We start from the raw sequence: 17,403 nt of genomic DNA, 5'->3' as shown, positions 1-17,403 counted from the left end.
GGTGCGCCCTAGGGGCCGGAGAGCGGCACGAGGATGTCCCCGGGGGCGCCGCGCGCGCCCTGGTGCACGTGGGCGGCGGTCGCGCCGGTGAGGCCGGCCGCGATCACGAACCCGCCCACCTCGCCGCCGCCGCCGTCGTCGAGCGCGAGCAGCCCGGCCCCGAAGCCGGTGGACGTCACCGGCGGCGTCTCCTGCGCGCCGTCCAGCGAGGCGATGCGGATCGGGCCGCCGCGCTCGAGCTGGCCGCGGATCTCGCCGGCCGGGTGGGCGGTCGTGTGCACGTTGTAGTAGAGGCCGCCCGCGTCGAACGCGGTCCGCTGCTCCGCGGTGAGCGGCTCCGCGTCGTCGCGCACCACCCACAGCCCGGGCCGCCCGAACAGCGGGACGATGATGCCGCCGGAGGTGCCCCTCGCCGCCTGGTGCACGTGCGCGGCGGACTCGGCGGTGAGCTTCCGGGAGATCACGAAGCCCCCCGGCCGGCCGGTCGCGTCGTCCACCGCGAGCAGGCCCGCGCCGAAGCCGCTCGAGCCGGTGGCGGGGACCTCCTGCGCGCCGTCCAGCGCCGCGAGCCGCGCCGTGCCGCGGTGGTCGAGCTGGCCGCGGATCTCGCCGCCGGCGTGGGCGGGGGTGTGGACGTTCACGAACAGCGTGCCCGCCTCGAAGGCGTCGCGCTGGTCCGCGGTGAGCGGCGCGGCGCCGTCCGGCACCACCCACACCTCGGGGCCGCCGGCCAGCGGGACGATGATCTCGCCCGGCGCGCCGCGCGCCCCGAGGTGCACGTGGGCGGCGTTCGCGGTGGGGACCCCGGAGGTCACCACCACGCCGCGCATGCGGAGCGTGCCGGGATCGACCGTGAACGCCGCGGCGCCGAACGCGTTCGTGATGACCGGCGGCGTCTCCTGCGCGCCGTCGAGCGTGGCGATGCGCAGCGTGCCGCCCAGGTCGAGCTGGCCGCGGAGCTCGCCGCCCGCGTGGGCGGCGGTGTGCGCGTTGCAGAACAGGTCTCCGGCCGTGAACGCGGCCTGCCCGGCGGCGGTCAGGGCCGGCGCGGACTCGGGGACCACCCACAGCGCGGCGAGCCCCGCGTCGCCGCCGCCACCTCCGCCCCCACCGCCGCCGTCGCCGTAACCGCCACCTCCTCCGCCTCCGCCCCCTCCGCCGTAGCCTCCTCCTCCGCAGGCGGCGAGCAGGAGCGAGGCGAGCAGCGCGTGGCGCGACGGCGATCGAAGCAACACGTGTCCCATGGATCGAGTCCTCCCTGGCGCGAGAACGGCCGCCGGGAGTGACACCGATCGTTCGCGCGGGGTGACGCACCGCCTTGGGGCGGCGGGCCCGCGGACTAGCGAGGCCCGAAGACCTCGCGGAACGCCTCGGGCACGTGCACGACGCGCCGCGCGGCGTAATCGAAGAACACGATGCCGGTCTTGGCGCGGGCGATCTCCTTGCCGCTCGCCGCGTCGGAGAGCCGGTAGACGAGGTCACAGCCGCGCGACCCCAGGTCCGCGACGGCAACGTCCACCCGCAGCGTCATCCCCCAGGCGCCCTCGGCCCGGTAGACCACGGCGGCGTCCACCATCAGGATGCCCGGCCCGCGGACGTCGAGCTCGGTCCAGCCGTGCCGCGCGAACAGCCGGACGCGCGCCTCGTGCACGAGCGAGAGCACCGCGTCGTTGCCGAGGTGCCCGCCGTAGTTCATGTCGCCGATGCGGATCGGCAGCTCGGTGGAGAAGGCGAAGGTGTCGGGCAGCTCGACGTGGACGCGGGACAGGGGACGCCTCCTCGGTGCGGGGGCGGTGAGGGTATCACCGCGTCCGCGCGCCGCGGACGGACGGGCGCGGACCGGCCGCGGCGCCGCCCCGCGCCGGTGCGGCGCGCGGGGGGACGCACGCCGCGACCGCGCCGCGCACGAACGCGACCGCGGTGCGTGCCACGGCGGCGGACGGGGCCCCGCCCTTGACCTGGCGGATCGCGTCCGCCACGCAGGCCGCCACCAGCCTGGCCACGGCGGGCTCGTCCCGGACGCCGAGCTCGGCGAGCGCCGGCTGGACGAGCGCGTAGACCTGGCCGTGCGTGGCGGCCACGGCCCGGCCCAGCTCGGGCCCGGGCCGGACCGCGCCGCCGGCCAGGGCAGCGCCGACCCGGTGCTTGCCGGCGGCGAACATCTCGAGCTGGACGCGCACGAACGCGCCCAGGCGATCGAGCGGGGTCGCGTGCCGGCCCAGCTCGGCGCGGACCTCGGCCAGCCAGGCGGGCAGCTCGGCCTCGACGAGCGCGGCGAGCAGGTGGTCGCGCGAGGCGAAGTACTCGTAGACGCTCGGCCGTGCCAGGCCCGCGAGATCCGCCACGGCCCCGAAGGCGAGCGCGTCCGGTCCTCGCTCGAGCAGGATGGCGCGCGCGGCGTCGAGCAGCCGGGCGCGCTGCGCCGCCCGGTGCTCGCGGAGGGTGGGCGCGGAGATCCGGGGCATCGCCCGCAGCTTGACTTCCCGACGCGTGGTTGGCAACGTTGCCGACACCATGTCGGCAAAACGCCGTGCGCTCCTGGCCGGGTTCGCCGCGCGACGCGGGCGGGTCCTCGCGCTCGCCGCCGCGGGGGTGGCCGCCGCGTGCGGCGCCGCGCTGGCCGCTCGCCCGCCTGCGCTGGCGACGGCGCGCGTCCGGCGGGTGGCGCTGCGCGAGACGGTGGTCGCGAGCGGGCGGGTGCTGGCCGCCGGGCGGGCGGAGCTGGGCCTCCCGCTGGCAGGGGTGGTCCGGGCGGTCCACGTCGATCGCGGCGCCCGGGTGCGCGCGGGCGAGGTGCTCCTCGAGCTCGACGACGCCGCGCTCGCCGCCACGCTCGAGGAGCGCCGCGCCGCGCTCGGCGCTGCGGAGGCGCGGCTGGCGCAGCTCGCCACGACGTCGGCGGCGTCGGCGAGCGCCGGGCTGAGCGAGGCGGACGCGGCGCTCCGGCGGGCAGAGGCCGAGCTGCGGCGCGCCGCGACGCTCCGCGCGGAGGAGGCGATCGCGCCGGCCGCGCTGGAGGAGGCGGAGCTCGCGGCGGATCGCGCCCGGAGCCGCCGCGCCACCGCGCTGGCGGCCCGCGAGGACGTGCAGGGGGCCGAGCTCCGGCTGGCGCGCGCGCGGGCCGCCGAGGCGGCTGCGGCGGTCCGCACCGCCGAGGCCCGGCTCCGCGAGGCCCGGGTGCGGGCGCCGGCGGACGGGCTCGTGCTCGAGCGGCGGGCCGAGCCGGGCGACGTGGTGACCGCCGGGCGCGCGCTGCTGGTGCTCGCGACGGACGGCGAGGCGCGCGTGGCGGTGGAGCTGGACGAGCGTCACCTGGCGCGCGTCCGGCCCGGGCAGCTCGCCCGCGTCGCCGCCGACGCCTGGCCGGAGGTGGTGTTCGGCGCCGTGGTCGCGTCGGTGGGACCGGGCGTGGACCCGGCCCGGGGGACGAGCGAGGTCCGGCTCCGGGTCCCGGACCCGCCGCGCGCGCTGGTGCCGGACCAGACCGTCTCGGTGGAGGTCGAGACCGGCGCGAGGCCGGACGCGCTCGCCATCCCGCCGGAGGGCCTGCGCGAGGCGCCGGACGGCTCGACCTGGTGCGCCGTGGTCCGGGACGGGCGCCTGGCGCGCGCGGCGGTGCGCGCCGGGCTGCGCGCGGCGCACGCCGTCGAGGTGACGAACGGGCTCGCCGAGGGCGAGGCGGTGGCGACGGGGGCTGCCGCGGAGGCGCTGCTCGGCCGCCGGGTGCGGCCGCGCGAGGAGCGCTGATGCGGCTCGATCTGTTCCTCGCGCTGCGGTTCCTGCGGGAGGGCCGCGCCCAGACGGCGCTCATCGTGGGCGGCACCGCCGTCGGGGTGGCGGTGTTCTTCTTCCTGAACGCGCTGGTCGCGGCGGTCGAGCGCGGGATGGTGGCGCAGACCCTGGACGCGCTCCCGCACGTGGTGCTGCGCCCTCGCCCGGAGGCGCCCCGCACGCCGCCGTCGCCGGAGGGACCCGCGGCGGCGGCGCACGTCCAGCGCGCGCCCCAGCGCCTGCGCGCCGTGGACCAGTGGCAGGCGGTGGCGCGCGAGGTCGCAGCGGTGCCGGGTGTGCGGGCGGTGGCGGCGGTCGCGTCGGGTCCAGCCACCGCGTCCAGGGGCGAGGCGAGCCGGTCGGTGAACCTGATCGGCGTGGACCCGGACGCCTACCGGCGCGTCCTGGTGGCGCTGCCGGGCCGGCTGGTGGAGGGAGACCTGAGGCTCGGGCCGTCCGAGGTGGTGGTGGGCACCGAGCTGGCGGAGGAGCTGGGGCTCTCCCCCGGCGACACCCTGCGCGTCTCCACCGCCGCCGGCGGGCGCGCGCTCGTGGTGGCGGGCCTGTTCGACCTGGGGACCCGCGACCAGAACCTCCGCTGGGTGCTCACCGCCTACCGCAACGCGCAGGCCCTGCATGCGCTGCCGGGCGCGAGCGCGCTCGAGGTCCGGCTCGACGACGCATGGGCGGCCGCCGAGGTGGCCGACCGCCTCCGCCGGCGGACGGGTCTCCGGGTGGAGAGCTGGATGGACCTGAACGGCCGGCTGCTCGCGGCGCTGCGGTCGCAGCGCGGCTCCACCCGCGCCATCCAGGCGTTCGTGGGGCTCGCGGCGATCGCGGGCATCGCCAGCGTGCTGGTGGTGTCCGTGGTCCAGCGGCAGCGACAGATCGGGATCCTCCGCGCCATGGGGCTCTCGCGAGGCGGCATCCAGCGCCTGTTCCTGGTGCAGGGGGCGGTCATCGGCCTGCTGGGCGCGGCGGCGGGCGTCGCCGTCGGGTCGGTGCTGGCGCTCCTGTTCGAGACCAGCGCGCGCCACCCCGACGGCACGCCGCTCTACCCCGTGCAGCTGTCGCCGGCCCTGTTCGCGGCCTCGGCGCTGCTGGCGCTCGGGGCCGGCCTCGCCGCCGCGGTCGCGCCCGCCCGGCGCGCCGCGCGGCTCGACCCGGCGGAGGCGATCCGCCGTGACTGAGCCCGCGCTCGCGCTGCGCGGCGTCGGCCGGGCGTTCGGCGGCGCGGTCGTCACGCGCGTGCTCCACGACGTCGACCTCGCGATCGCCGCGGGCGAGCTGACCGCCGTCGTCGGCCCGTCCGGCTCCGGCAAGAGCACGCTCCTCAACGTCATGGGGCTGCTCGACCGTCCCACCGCCGGCAGCGTGGAGGTGTTCGGCCGCGACACGGGCGCGCTCGACGAGGACGCGCTCACCGCGCTGCGCGGCGGGACGATCGGCTTCGTCTTCCAGTCGCACCACCTGCTGCCGGCGCTCACCGCGGCCGAGAACGTGGCCGTCCCGCTCGCCATCGCGCACGGCCGGCTGCTGCCCGAGCACGTGGCGCGCGCGGAGGAGCTCCTCGCGACGCTCGGGCTGGCCGGACACGCCGGTGTGCGGGCGGGCCGGCTCTCCGGCGGGCAGCAGCAGCGCGTCGCGCTGGCGCGCGCGCTCATCCGGCGGCCGGCGGTGGTGCTCGCCGACGAGCCCACCGGCAATCTCGACTCGGCCGCCGCCGACGCCGCGTTCGAGCGGATGCGCGCCATGAACGACCAGCTGGGCGTGGCGTTCGTGGTGGTCACGCACGACCCGCGCCTGGCGGACCGCTGCCGGCGCGTGATCCGCCTGCTGGACGGACGGGTGGTGGAGGACCTGCGGAGGGGCTGACGCTCCGGCGGCGCGTGCGTCGCGCGCCACCAGCGCGGGGTCAGGCCGGCAGCGACGCGAGCGCGCGCTCGAGGTCGTCGATCAGGTCGGTGGGCTCCTCGATCCCGATGGAGAGCCGGATCACCGAGTCGGTGATGCCCGCCCGCTGCCGGGCCTCCGGCGTCATCGACGCGTGCGTCATCGAGGCCGGGTGCGCCACCAGGCTCTCGACGCCGCCCAGCGACTCCGCCAGCGTGAACCAGCGCAGCGTGCGCAGCACGTGGTCCACCCGATCCGGGCGGCCGTCGCGGAGCTCGAAGCTCAGCATGGCGCCGAAGCCGCGCTGCTGCGCGCGCGCGAGCGCGTGCTGCGGGTGCGAGGCGAGGCCGGGGTAGTGGACCCGCGCGACCTGCGGGTGGCCGGCCAGGAACGCCGCCACCCGCTGCGCGCCGGCCTCGTGCGCCTTCACGCGGAGCGCCAGCGTCTTCAGCCCGCGGAGCACCAGGAAGGCGTCGTGCGGGCTCTGGGAGGTGCCGAGCAGGTTGTTCATCGACTGGATGCGCTGCAGGAGCGCGGTGCGGCCGCGGGGCGCGACCACCGCACCGCCGACCACGTCGCTGTGGCCGTTCAGGTACTTGGTGGTGGAGTGCACCACCAGATCGGCGCCGTGCTCGAACGGGCGCTGGAGCGCCGGGGAGAGGAAGGTGTTGTCCACCACCACGAGCGCGCCGCGCCGGTGCGCCAGCTCGGCCACCGCGCGGATGTCGGTGAGGCGGAGCAGCGGATTCGACGGCGTCTCGATCCAGACCATCCCGGTGTTCGGCCGCAGCGCGCGCTCGACCGCGCCGAGGTCGGCGAGATCGAGGTAGGTGACGTCCAGCCCGTAGGCCTGGCGCGCGTGCTCGAGCGTCCGGAACGTGCCGCCGTAGCAGTCCACGGTACAGAGCAGGTGGCTGCCGTGCGGGAGCAGGTTGAGCGCCACCAGCACCGCGGCCATGCCGGTGGTGGTGCAGGTCGCCCCGGCGCCGCCCTCCAGCGTGGCGATGGCCTCCTCCAGCGCGGCGCGCGTCGGGTTGCCGCTGCGCGTGTAGTCGTAGCCGGCGTTGGTGCACACGTCGCGGAACGCGAACGTGGACGACTGGTAGATGGGCGGCATGACCGCGCCGTAGGCGGGGTCGGGCTGCACGCCCGCGTGGACGCACTGCGTGGCGAGCGCGGCCCCGGGGACGAGCGGCGCACGCTCCGCCCAGCCGGCCCGTGCCGGCGTGCCGGGCGCGACGATGGTGAAGTGGTAGGCCGGGTTGCCTGGCACGTTGGAGTCGAGGTGGACGTCTTCGGACATGGCGGCTCCTGGGGCCGTGCGGCGGGCGCGGCCGGGCGGATGTTCCTATCAGACCTCCAATCCGTTTCATAGGAGACGGATCCGTTAAAGCAGGAATGGCCGCATAACGGCGGTTTCTTGATGCAACGTCCGTCCGTTATGACGGACATTACGCCGTACGTCGGCGGCCCGCCCGCCCGTCGAGCCCGCGCCCGGCGCGCCGCGGCCGGATCGAGGGTAGACTGTCCGGTCGTGAAGCTGCTGCTCGCCGAGGACGACCGGATCGTGCGCGTCACCGTTCGCGACGCGCTGGAGGAGGCCGGGTACCAGGTCACCGCCTGCGCGGACGGCGCGCAGGCGCTCGCCGCGATCGAGCGGGAGCCCTTCGACCTCGTGCTCACCGACGTCCGCCTCCCCGGCGTCGACGGGCTGACGCTGTTCCGCCGCACCCGGCGCGCACAGCCCGACGCCGGCGTCGTGCTCATGACCGCCTACGCGGACGCCGACGACGCGGTCTCGGTCATGCGCGAGGGGGCGCGGGACTACGTCCAGAAGCCGTTCGAGATGGACGAGCTCCTGCTGCGCATGCAGCGGGTGCGCGACGAGCACGCGTTCCGCAAGGGCATGCAGGCGGGCGCGCCGCCCGGGCCGGAGGCGGGCGGCGTCCTGGGCGACTCCGCGCCCATGCGGCGGGTGCGTGATCGCCTCGACGCGGCGGCGGCGAGCGACGTGCCGGTCCTGGTCACCGGGGAGACCGGCACCGGCAAGGACCTGTGCGCGCGCACCATCCACGAGCGGAGCCACAGGGCGGGGCGACCGTTCGTGGTGGTGAACTGCGCCGCCATCCCGGAGGCGCTGTTCGAGTCCGAGCTGTTCGGCCACGAGAAGGGCGCGTTCACCGGCGCGGACCGCAAGCGCATCGGCCGTTTCGAGGCGGCCGACGGCGGGACGCTGTTCCTCGACGAGGTCGGAGAGCTGGCGGCGAGCAGCCAGGCCAAGCTGCTGCGCGCGCTGGAGAGCTCGACGTTCGAGCCGGTGGGGTCGAACCGCAGCGTGAGGGTGGACGTGCGGGTGATCGCCGCCACGAACCGCGACCTCGCCTCGGCCATCGCCCGCGGGGCGTTCCGCAAGGATCTGTACTACCGGCTCAACGTCATCGACCTCCATGCGCCGCCGCTGCGAGAGCGCCGCGGCGACGTGCCGGTGCTGACGGCCGCGTTCCTGGCCCGGATCGCGGGCCGCCTGGGGCGGCCCGTGCCACAGCTCGAGCCGGCGGTGGTCGCGGCGCTCGCCGCCCACGACTACCCGGGCAACGTGCGCGAGCTGCAGCACGCGCTCGAGCGAGCGGTGGCGCTCGCCCGCGGCGGGCCGATCCGGCTCGAGCACCTCCCGCCGGACCTCGCCGGGCCGCTCCCGGCAGGCGAGGCGGCGCCGGCCGGCGAGGGGCTCGCCCGGCTCGGCGAGGCGGTGGAGCAGTTCGAGCAGCAGTACATCCGCCGTGCGCTCGAGAAGACGGGCGGCCACCGCGCGCGCGCGGCGGCGCTGCTCGGCATCTCGCGGAAGAGCCTCTGGGAGCGGCTGCGCGACGCGGACCGGGCGCGCGACGAGGGGGGCGAGGGGGGAGGAGAGGGCGGAGACCGGGGAGGCTGAGCGTCAGGCCCGGGCGCCCGCGCCGGGCGCCGCGTGCCCGCCGGCGCGGAACCACGCGGTCGCCACCGTGCCGCCGCGAGCCGGGAAGTCGAACGTCAGCTCGCCCCCGTGCGCGTCGAGGATGGTCCGGGTGACGGACAGCCCGAGCCCGGTGCCCTCGCCCTCCGGCTTCGTGGAGAAGAACGGGTCCAGGATCCGGTCGCGCACCTCCTGCGGGATCCCGGGCCCGTCGTCCTCCACGGCGATCCCGACCATGCCGTCGCGGCGGACCAGCCGGACCCGGAGCGCGCCGCCGTCCGGCGTGACGTAGCCCGCGTTGAGGAGCAGGTTCAGCACCGCCTGCTCGGCGAGCCGCCGGTCCGCCAGCACCGGCGCCACGTCCTCGCCGCCGAGGAGCGTCGCGGCCACGCGGCGCTGGTCCAGCGCGGGGCGGACCAGCGCCAGCGTCTCCTGCGCGAGCCGGCTCGCCGCGATGGGCTCGAGCCGGGGCGGATGCGGCCGGCCGAACTCGAGGAGCTGCTGGACCACCTCCTCGATGCGCTGGAGCCCCTCGCCCATCAGCGAGAAGTACTCGCGCTCCTTGGCGGGGGGCAGGTCGCCCCGCTCCAGCCGGCGCACGCAGTTCTTCAGGCCCGCGAGCGGGTTGTTCACCTCGTGCGCCACGCCGGCCACCAGCGACCCGAGCGCCGCCAGGCGCTCGGTCTGGACGCTCTTCTGGCGCACCCGGACCTGCTCCTCGTGCGCGGCGCGGAGGCGGAGGAGCATCCGGTGGAACCGGTCGCGCAGCACCGCGATCTCGCGCCCGCCGCGCGGCGGCAGCGCCGGCACCGGCTCGTCCCGGCTCGGGTCGAACCGGTCGGCCACGGCCAGGACCTCCTCGATGGGCCGGGCGATGCTGCGGCCCATGAGCAGCGCGGCCGCGAGCCCGGCGGCCGCGATGCCGACCGCGAGCAGCCCGAGGTGGACCGCGAGCTGGCGCCGCGCGCGCTGGACGGTGCCGAGGTCCAGGCCGAGCCGGACCTCGCCCAGGCTCCCGTCGAGGATCGGCTCGACCAGGTCGAGGACGCGGCGGTTCCCGCTCGCGACGACCACCGGCAGCTGGTCGCCCGCGGGCCGGAGCGCCACGAGCCTGGCAGGCGTCGCGCCGGCGAACGACGTGGCGACGACGCGCCCGTCGCGCACGATGAAGCAGTACGCCACGTGGCCGCCCTCGTCGCGCGCCGCGCTGGAGACCAGCTCGAACAGCGTCACGGGATCCCCGAGCAGCACCGGGTCGGCCGCCTGCTCGGCGACGAGCCGCGCGATGGTCCGGCCCAGCACCTCCTCCTCCTCGGCGATGGCCCGCGTGGCGATGCGGTTGCCGAGGGCGAGGTGGGCGGCGTGCATGACGACGACGCCCACCGCGGCGAGCAGCGCGAGCTTCACCCACAGGCGAAGCCGCGGGAGGCGCGGCCGGTGGCGCCAGCTCACCGGCGCGCCTCGACCACCCGGGCCGCGCTGTCGTACAGCCCGCGCTCGGGGACGACGAACCGGTCGATGTCGAGCGGCCGGAGCGCCGCGGCGTCCTCCGGCGCGTCCGCCAGCTCGAGCAACACCTGGCGCAGGCGCGCGCGCAGCGCCGGGTCCAGGCGCGTCGCCGCCACCACCGGCATGGCCCCGAACGGCGGCGATCGGTGGAGCACGCGGACGCGGCGGGCGAGCGCCGGGTCCGTGTGCTGCAGGTGCGCGAACACGCCGCCGTGCACGGCCGCGCCGTCCACCAGCCCCGTGGCGACGGCGGTGATCGACCGGTGGTGGTTCTGCGTGTACAGCGTGCTGCCGAAGAAGCGGTCCGGATCGTGGCCGAGGTCGCGGAGCAGGCGCATCACGTAGGCCCGGCCCGAGAACGACAGCTCGTCGGTGTACGCGAACCGCTTGCCTGCGAGGTCCTCCACGCTCCGCGCGTGGCTGGAGGCGGGGACGATCACGAGGGACTCGTAGGTGGGCTTCCCGTCGGTGAGCGGCACCGCGACCACCTCGACGGCGCCCGGCCCGCGCCGCACCAGGTCCAGGTAGCCGCCGGTGCAGACCAGCGCCGCGTCGAGCTTGCCCTCGGACAGCAGGTCGTTCACCTCGCGGTAGGTGCGGCGCTGCACGAACTCGATGTCCATCCCGAGCCGGCGGCCGACGCGCTCGAACAGGAGCGAGTACTGCGCGTAGGTCTCGCGCGGCGACTCCACCGCGGCCACCGAGAACCGCAGCGTCGGCCGCAGCGCCCGGCTCGCCTCCGGCGGCGCGGGCTGGGCCGGCGTGAGCGGGATCTCCTGCTCCCGGTAGCCGGGCTTGCCGCACGCCGCCGAGGCGGAGACGGCCAGCAGGAGGGCGAGCGGTCGGACGATGGCGCGCATTCGGTCATCTTACCGGGACAGCGCTGGAACACGCGCCGCGTACGATCTCGTCCGCCGCGCGTCCGGCGTCACCGCCCGGTAACGCTCCCCTCGCCGCGGTTTCGCCGCCGGAACCTCGTCCCTCTCCCCACACGAGCGAGCACGCGCACTTGCGCGTCGCGGCGCCCTGGTCCGCCGCTCGCACTGCTCCCGCGCGCCGGATGGCTCCCGGGACGTCCCCGGACCGCCGCCGGGTCACCAGGGAGAGGCAATGAAGAGACTTCTAGCGCTGCTCGCGGCGGGATTCTTCCTCGCCGCCTGTCAGGGGGATGCGGGCCGGACGGGCGCGAACGGCCAGAACGGCCAGGACGGCGCCGAGGGGCCGCAGGGTCCCGCCGGACCGTCGGGCCCGCCGGGCGCCGGCTACGTGCCGGTGGAGCCGGCCGGCGTCGTCGGCATCGTGAGGGACACCGCGGGTGAGCCGGTCGTGGGCGCGACCGTGTACCTCGTCCCGAGCACGGACATCCCGAGCGCCGCGATCGACCTGTCCACCATCGACAGCGCGCGCGCGAGCACGGTCGACGAGCCGCTCGAGGACACCATCGCCGCGAACGGCGCGGGCTACGCGAAGGCGGTCACCGACGCGACCGGCGTGTACCGGATCCCGACCGTCGCGACCGGCCGCTACTTCGTGACCGTGGTGCCCGCGCCGGCGGACGCGGCGCACCTCCCCGGCGGCAGCCTGTGCCGCCGCTCGCTCCAGGAGACCTCCCTCGTCGGCAAGCAGCTCGACGTCAAGGTGTCGACGCGGCCGTCGGCGGCGGCGCAGTACGTCGGCCCGAGCGTCTGCCTCCGCTGCCACGGCGCGGTGCACGAGCTCCAGACCCTGCACATGAACGGCATCCGCGTGACCGGCCGCGCCGGCCCGCTGCAGAACGGCAGCCGCTTCCCGCAGTGGAACGAGGCGCTCGACAAGTTCGAGGCCGGCACCGTGCTGTACTACTACCGCGAGGCGGACGGCACGCCGACCACCGACTGGAAGGTCTCCGAGACGGATCCGGGCGCGGCGCTGACCCGCTTCACCGCGACCCTGTTCCACGACACCGACGGCAAGTACAAGGTGCGGCTGGACAACGTGGCCACCCCGGCCGACCCGCTGAGCGGCGTCGTCTACGAGGCGGAGCTGTCCTACGGCGGCGGCCTCTACAAGCAGCGCTGGGTCACCCGGCTCGCCGACGGCAGCCGCTACGTCCTGCCCATCCAGTACAACCTCCAGGCGGCGGCGGGCCTCGCCGGCAACCAGACCGTGAACGATCCGTTCGGCCGCTGGACGTGGCAGCAGTACAACGCCGGCAACTGGTGGAACGAGAGCGCGCTGGCGTTCAAGAACGTGACCGCCACGCCCGAGAAGTCGTTCGACAACGCCTGCGCCGGCTGCCACTTCACCGGCTACGCGCTCAACGGCAACAAGGCGAGCGCGGTCCCCGACGAGGCCGGGGACTACGACTTCGACGGCGACGGCGCCGCCGAGGTCATGAACGTCTCCTGCGAGTCCTGCCACGGTCCCGGCTCCGAGCACTGGTACAAGGCCGGCCAGGGTCACGCCATCGTCTCCCCGGGCCTCATCACGCCGGAGCGCGAGGTCAACATCTGCGCCGCGTGCCACACCCGCGCCATCGGCCGCGGCGGCGTGAAGAACGCCGCCGGCGCGCCGGTCACCGAGGCGCCGCTGGACGAGGCCGGCCGCATGCCGGCGGTGGGGCTCTCCCGCGCCGAGTTCCTCGCCGAGAACGTGCACAGCATCGACGACGGGCTCTGGACCGTCGCGGGCGGCGGCGACGGCGTCCACTCGGTGAAGCACCACCAGCAGGCCTCGGACTTCCTGAAGTCGAAGAAGTACCGGAACCCGTACGACCTGCTCGCCTGCTCGGACTGCCACGACCTGCACGGCAACGGCGAGGTGCCGCACCAGCTCCGCACGGCGCTCGACGCCTCGGGCGCCGACTACACCGCGGCGGGCGCCGAAGGCCTGTGCCTCGGGTGCCACAAGGCGTACCTGAACGGCTACCCGGCCCCGGAGAACCTGACCGTGGGCCAGCGGATGCGCTCGCACTGGGCGGCGCAGGGCGTCGCGGACGTGGCCATGGGCGACATCCGCTGCGCGGACTGCCACATGCCGAAGACCGCGAAGTCCGGCTCGGGCCTGAAGCAGGCCTCGATCGCCGGCGTGCAGTACTGGTCGGGCGACATCTCCAGCCACGTGTTCGACGTCCCGCTCCGCGCGGAGATCACGAACCGGTCGGCGACGATGATGCCCATCCCGTACACGAACAAGTGCGGCGCCTGCCACTTCGCAGCGCCGTGACGCGCGACTGACCGCGTGAAGGCCGGCGCCGGCCGAGGGGTCTCCCCGGCCGGCGCCGGTGTTCCATCCACCTGCATCCCGCACCCCCGGAGCACCGGAACATGGCATCGCGCCTGCGCCTCGACGTCCTCGACCCCCGCCCCGCGCGCCGGCTCCTCGCGAGCCCGGTCTTCCCGCTCGCGCTGCAGGCGGCCGCGGTGATCGCGGTGGTGCTCCTCGTCGTGAACGGGTGGGGCCTCGGGACCGGGGCCTCCGCCGCGGAGCTGAAGACGCTCCGCAAGACGAACCTGACCACGCTCTTCGTGTGGGGGCTGTGGTGGCCCGGGATGATCGCCGCCGCCCTCCTGCTCGGGCGCGCCTGGTGCACCGTCTGCCCGATGGAGCTGGTGAACCGGCTCGGCGCGGCGGCCGGGCGGCGCCTCGGGATCGCGCGCCTGCCGACGTGGGGGCTCCTCCGCGCCGGCTGGGCCGTGGTGGCGGCGTACCTCTCCCTGCAGCTGCTCGTCGCGGGCGCCTCGATCCACCGCGTCCCCCACTACAGCGCGCTGCTGCTCGTCGCGCTGCTCGCCTCGGCGCTCGCCACCGGCCTGCTGTTCCGGGAGCCGCGCTCGTTCTGCAAGTCCTTCTGCCCGGCCGGCGCGCTGCTCTCGGTGTACGGCCGCTTCACCCCGCTGCAGCTCGAGACGCGGGACCCGGCCGTCTGCGACGCCTGCGAGACGCGGGACTGCGTGGCCGCGGTGAACCGTGACCGGCTCGACCGGCGCAGCTGCCCCTCGCTGCTGCGCCCGTTCGCCCGCACCTCGGGCGACGGCTGCGTGCTGTGCCTGCAGTGCGCCAAGGTGTGCCCGCGCGAGAACGTGGGGCTCGGCCTCGCGCCGCCGGAGGCGCCCTCGCGCGCGCACCGGCTGCTGCGCCCGGCGGAGGCCGCGTTCGTGATGGTGGCCTCCGGCTTCGTGACCCACGAGCTCGCCGGTGAGGTGCCCTGGCTCGAGGGGATCTTCCACCGCGTGCCCGAGGCGCTCGCGCCCGCCGGCGGCGCCGCGGCCTGGGCCGAGGCGGCCTGGTTCCTGGTGGGCTTCCCGGCGCTGCTGTGGCTCGCGATCGCGGCGGTGGCCCGCGCCGCCGGGCATCGGGGCAGCCCGCGGGAGCTGCTCGCCGCGGCCGCGACCGGCGCCGCCCCGGTCGTCGCGGTGGCGCACCTCGCCAAGGCGCTCGCGAAGCTCGCCTCGTGGGGCGGCTACCTCCCGCTCGCGCTGCGCGATCCGGCGGGCGTGGACACGCTGCACGCCATCGGCGCGAAGGCGCTCGTCCCGCCCGGCGCGCTGGCGCCGCTGCCGGTGGTCGGTGCCGCGGTGCTCGCGGGCGTGCTCGCGCTCGCGGCGTGGAGCTGGCGCCGGTCCGGCGCGGGCGGCCCTGCCCGGGCCGGGCGCGCGGGGGCGGTCGGGGCCGCGCTCCTGTTCTCGGCGGTCCTCGGGGTGTGGATCACCGGCTGATGCCGCGCCGCGCCTCCCCCGCGACCGCCGCCCGGGCCCGCGCCAGCATCACCGCGTACACCGCCCCGAGCGCCGCGAGGCAGGCGAGCCCGAGCGTCACGTAGCGGCCGGACAGCGCGGACGCGCTCCAGCGGTGCACCTGCATGAGCGTGCTCGCGTCGGAGAGGCCGACGCCCTCGATCTCGCCGAGCGGGAGCTCCCCGGGGTCGCGCCAGGCGCGGACCCAGGCGTGGAGCGCGTCCACCAGCGCCGCCGCGCCGATGGCGAGGAAGCCCCACCGCAGCGAGCCGCGGCCGAGCGGGCCCTCGGGATCGGACCAGATCGTCGCCACCAGGGCCGCGCCGATCACCATGCACCCCGCGTCGCCGCCGAACGTGATGAGCGCCCGGGCGGTCGTCGCCGGCAGCGCAGTGCAGACGAGCTGGACGGCGAGCCCGGCCAGGCCGGCGGCGAGGAGCGCCCGCCGCCCGGTGCGCCAGCCGCGCCAGGCGAGCGCGGCGAGCCCGCCGGCGACCGCCACCACCACGAGCGGGAGCCGCGCCGCCGAGATGGGCGTCCGCCAGGGGCCGGGGAACGCGCCGTGGCCGCACAGCCACGCGGCGGTGGCGTGCCCGAGCTCGTGGATCCACATGGACAGGAACGTGCGGAGCAGCGCGTGGCCCGGTCCGCTCGCGACCAGCGCGAGCGCGAGGAGCAGCGCGGCGGGCGGCGCCACCGCCCGGATCCACAGCTCGCGGCGGGCGCCGTCCAGCGCGCCGGACCAGCGCGCCGGCGGCGGCATCCCGAGCGCGACGCCCTCCGCGCCGAGGTCCGGCTGCGGCGCGTCCGGCAGCGGGGTGGCAGGCGCCGGCCGCGGCCGGGCCTTCGCGTAGATCACCCGGCACCGCGGGCACTCCGGCCCGGGCGCGCGGGGTGCGCCGCAGCGCGGGCAGGCGTGACCGGGTGCGTTCGCCATCGCGCCACTCTAGCGGAGCGGGCGGCGCGATGGCGCCGCGTTCGCCCCTCAGGCGGTGATCCCCCCGTCGATGGCGAGCGAGACGCCGGTGACGAACGCGCTCTCGTCCGAGGCGAGGTACGCCACCAGGCCGGCCACCTCGTCGCCCGTCCCGTACCGCGGCAAGGCCAGCATCGGCAGGACGGTGGAGGCGAGCGGCCCGCTGGCCGGGTTCATGTCGGTGTCGATCGGCCCCGGCGACACCAGCGTCACGCTGATCCCCCGCGGACCGAGATCGCGCGCCAGGCCCTTGGTCAGGCCGACGAGCGCCGCCTTGCTGGCCGCGTATGCGGAGACGCCCGGGAACGGGACGCGCTCGTCGTTGGCGCTGCCGATGGTGATGATGCGCCCGCCGGTGCGCAGGTGGCGCGCGGCCGCGCGCGCGCCCGCGAACACCGACCGGAGGTTCGTCGCGACGATCCGGTCGAAGTCCTCGAGCGTGGTCTCCTCGACCGGCTTGAACGTCGCGACGCCTGCGTTGCTCACCAGGACGTCGAGCCGCCCGTGCTCGGCGGCGACCTCGTCCACGATCCGCTCGACCGCCACCGGGTCCGCGCTGTCCACGCGGTACGCGCGCGCGCGGCCGCCCGCGCGCTCCACCGCCTCCGCGATCCGGCGGGCGGGCTCCTCCGAGCTGACGTAGGTGAACGCGACGGTCGCGCCCTCCCGCGCCAGCCGCCGCACGATCGCGGCCCCGATCCCGCGGCTCCCTCCGGTCACCAGCGCCACCTTGCCCTGCAGGCTTCCCATGGTTGCTCCCGTTCTGTAGTGAACGACACAGAAAGCCTACGGCGCTTGCCAGGGAGCCGCCCGACTTTCTATGCTGTACGACACAGAAAGGGGGCCGGCATGGCCACGCGCGGGCGGCCTCGCTCGTTCGACCGGGGTGAGGCGCTGCGGAAGGCGATGGAGGTGTTCTGGGATCGCGGGTACGACGGGGCCTCCATGGCGGACCTCACCCGCGCCATGGGGATCAACTCACCCAGCCTCTACGCGGCGTTCGGGAGCAAGGCGGCGCTGTTCCGGGAGGCGGTGGACCTGTACGCGGCCACCGCGGGCGCGGGCGGCCGGTGCGCGCTGGACGAGGGCACCGCGCGGGAGGCCCTCCGCGGCATGCTTCGCGCGACGGTGGAGGGGCTCACCGCGGCGGGGAAGCCACGCGGTTGCATGATCGTGCTGGGCGCATGCCAGGGCGGCGCACCCGACGCCGGCGACGGTGCGGCGCTGGACGCGCTGCTGCGGGCGCGCCGCGCCCGGGCGGTCGAGGACGTGCGCCGGCGGCTCCGCCGCGGCGTCGACGAGGGTGACCTTCCGCCGGGGGCCGACGTGGAGGCGCTCACCGCGTTCTACGCCACCGTGCTGCAGGGGCTCTCGCTCCGGGCGCGCGACGGCGCCTCGCGCGCCGAGCTGCTCGGGATCGTCGAGTCCGCCATGGCGGCGTGGGACGCGCTGCTGCGCCCGGCGGCCCCGGGCCGTGGCGCCGCGCGCGGCCGCCGCACGCACGCCGCCCGCTGACGCCGGCCGGCTCGGTGCACCTCGCGGGTCGAAGGGCGGGCGCCGAACGGCCGGATGCGTCCCGGGCCGCGGCC

General features: G+C 76.5%; 15 protein-coding genes. 7 read left to right on the top strand and 8 right to left on the bottom strand.

Features of this window, described 5'->3' with window-relative positions; translation table 11 throughout:
- Nucleotides 1-8 precede the first annotated feature (8 nt).
- The 3 genes from ANAEK_RS16385 to ANAEK_RS22940 form a co-directional block, all read right to left on the bottom strand.
- On the bottom strand, nt 9-1,244 hold the full coding sequence (locus ANAEK_RS16385; protein WP_012527252.1) for a CHRD domain-containing protein: 1,236 nt from the start codon (nt 1,242-1,244) through the stop codon (nt 9-11).
- A gap of 95 nt (nt 1,245-1,339) precedes the next feature.
- Nucleotides 1,340-1,696, bottom strand: a complete 357-nt coding sequence (locus tag ANAEK_RS16380) for a thioesterase family protein (RefSeq protein WP_157376708.1) — start codon at nt 1,694-1,696, stop codon at nt 1,340-1,342.
- A gap of 106 nt (nt 1,697-1,802) precedes the next feature.
- Complete coding sequence (locus ANAEK_RS22940) at nt 1,803-2,465, bottom strand: TetR/AcrR family transcriptional regulator (RefSeq protein ID WP_012527250.1); 663 nt, start codon at nt 2,463-2,465, stop codon at nt 1,803-1,805.
- Nucleotides 2,466-2,514: 49 nt separating this feature from the next.
- On the opposite strand from ANAEK_RS22940, the gene ANAEK_RS16370 reads away from it, so the two are divergent.
- The 3 genes from ANAEK_RS16370 to ANAEK_RS16360 are packed head-to-tail and all read left to right on the top strand — an operon-like array spanning nt 2,515 to nt 5,646.
- Nucleotides 2,515-3,747 carry an efflux RND transporter periplasmic adaptor subunit gene (locus ANAEK_RS16370; protein WP_012527249.1) on the top strand — a complete coding sequence of 411 codons (1,233 nt, stop codon included), beginning with the start codon at nt 2,515-2,517 and terminating at the stop codon, nt 3,745-3,747.
- Complete coding sequence (locus ANAEK_RS16365; protein WP_012527248.1) at nt 3,747-4,961, top strand: ABC transporter permease; 1,215 nt, start codon at nt 3,747-3,749, stop codon at nt 4,959-4,961. The genes ANAEK_RS16370 and ANAEK_RS16365 overlap by 1 nt, the downstream gene beginning before the upstream one ends.
- On the top strand, nt 4,954-5,646 hold the full coding sequence (locus ANAEK_RS16360) for an ABC transporter ATP-binding protein (protein ID WP_012527247.1): 693 nt from the start codon (nt 4,954-4,956) through the stop codon (nt 5,644-5,646). Before ANAEK_RS16365 ends, ANAEK_RS16360 begins: the two co-directional genes overlap by 8 nt.
- 40 nt (nt 5,647-5,686) lie before the next feature.
- Here the strand turns inward: ANAEK_RS16360 and ANAEK_RS16355 are convergent, their stop codons facing one another.
- Nucleotides 5,687-6,967, bottom strand: a complete 1,281-nt coding sequence (locus ANAEK_RS16355; RefSeq protein WP_012527246.1) for a PLP-dependent aspartate aminotransferase family protein — start codon at nt 6,965-6,967, stop codon at nt 5,687-5,689.
- A 231-nt stretch (nt 6,968-7,198) separates the two neighbouring features.
- On the opposite strand from ANAEK_RS16355, the gene ANAEK_RS16350 reads away from it, so the two are divergent.
- Nucleotides 7,199-8,596: a sigma-54 dependent transcriptional regulator gene (locus tag ANAEK_RS16350; protein ID WP_012527245.1), complete on the top strand. Its 1,398-nt coding sequence runs from the start codon at nt 7,199-7,201 to the stop codon at nt 8,594-8,596.
- 3 nt (nt 8,597-8,599) lie between these two features.
- Here the strand turns inward: ANAEK_RS16350 and ANAEK_RS16345 are convergent, their stop codons facing one another.
- Complete coding sequence (locus ANAEK_RS16345) at nt 8,600-10,066, bottom strand: sensor histidine kinase (RefSeq protein WP_012527244.1); 1,467 nt, start codon at nt 10,064-10,066, stop codon at nt 8,600-8,602.
- The gene (phnD, locus tag ANAEK_RS16340) at nt 10,063-10,983 is read right to left on the bottom strand and encodes a phosphate/phosphite/phosphonate ABC transporter substrate-binding protein (RefSeq protein ID WP_012527243.1); all 921 of its coding nucleotides are present in this window, start codon (nt 10,981-10,983) and stop codon (nt 10,063-10,065) included. Before phnD ends, ANAEK_RS16345 begins: the two co-directional genes overlap by 4 nt.
- A 250-nt stretch (nt 10,984-11,233) precedes the next feature.
- Here phnD and ANAEK_RS16335 point away from each other — a divergent pair, with 250 nt between their 5' ends.
- Together ANAEK_RS16335 and ANAEK_RS16330 are read left to right on the top strand one after the other, a co-directional pair.
- Nucleotides 11,234-13,327, top strand: coding sequence for a cytochrome c3 family protein (locus ANAEK_RS16335; RefSeq protein ID WP_012527242.1), 2,094 nt, complete (start codon nt 11,234-11,236; stop codon nt 13,325-13,327).
- Nucleotides 13,328-13,428: 101 nt separating this feature from the next.
- The gene (locus tag ANAEK_RS16330; protein ID WP_012527241.1) at nt 13,429-14,820 is read left to right on the top strand and encodes a 4Fe-4S binding protein; all 1,392 of its coding nucleotides are present in this window, start codon (nt 13,429-13,431) and stop codon (nt 14,818-14,820) included.
- On the opposite strand, the gene ANAEK_RS16325 is transcribed toward ANAEK_RS16330, so the two are convergent.
- Entirely contained in the window at nt 14,810-15,775 is a 966-nt protein-coding gene (locus ANAEK_RS16325; RefSeq protein WP_012527240.1) for a hypothetical protein, read from the bottom strand. The two genes, ANAEK_RS16330 and ANAEK_RS16325, sit on opposite strands and share 11 nt — an antisense overlap.
- A gap of 48 nt (nt 15,776-15,823) precedes the next feature.
- Nucleotides 15,824-16,564: a 3-oxoacyl-ACP reductase family protein gene (locus tag ANAEK_RS16320; RefSeq protein WP_012527239.1), complete on the bottom strand. Its 741-nt coding sequence runs from the start codon at nt 16,562-16,564 to the stop codon at nt 15,824-15,826.
- A gap of 99 nt (nt 16,565-16,663) precedes the next feature.
- Between ANAEK_RS16320 and ANAEK_RS16315 the strand changes: the two genes are divergently transcribed.
- Nucleotides 16,664-17,329, top strand: coding sequence for a TetR/AcrR family transcriptional regulator (locus ANAEK_RS16315; RefSeq protein WP_012527238.1), 666 nt, complete (start codon nt 16,664-16,666; stop codon nt 17,327-17,329).
- Nucleotides 17,330-17,403: the final 74 nt, after the last annotated feature.

This window comes from Anaeromyxobacter sp. K, from assembly GCF_000020805.1.
GTDB classification, from domain to species: domain Bacteria; phylum Myxococcota; class Myxococcia; order Myxococcales; family Anaeromyxobacteraceae; genus Anaeromyxobacter; species Anaeromyxobacter dehalogenans.
Note: the sequence above shows the minus strand (reverse complement) of the source record. Positions and strands in the feature narration are given on the sequence as shown.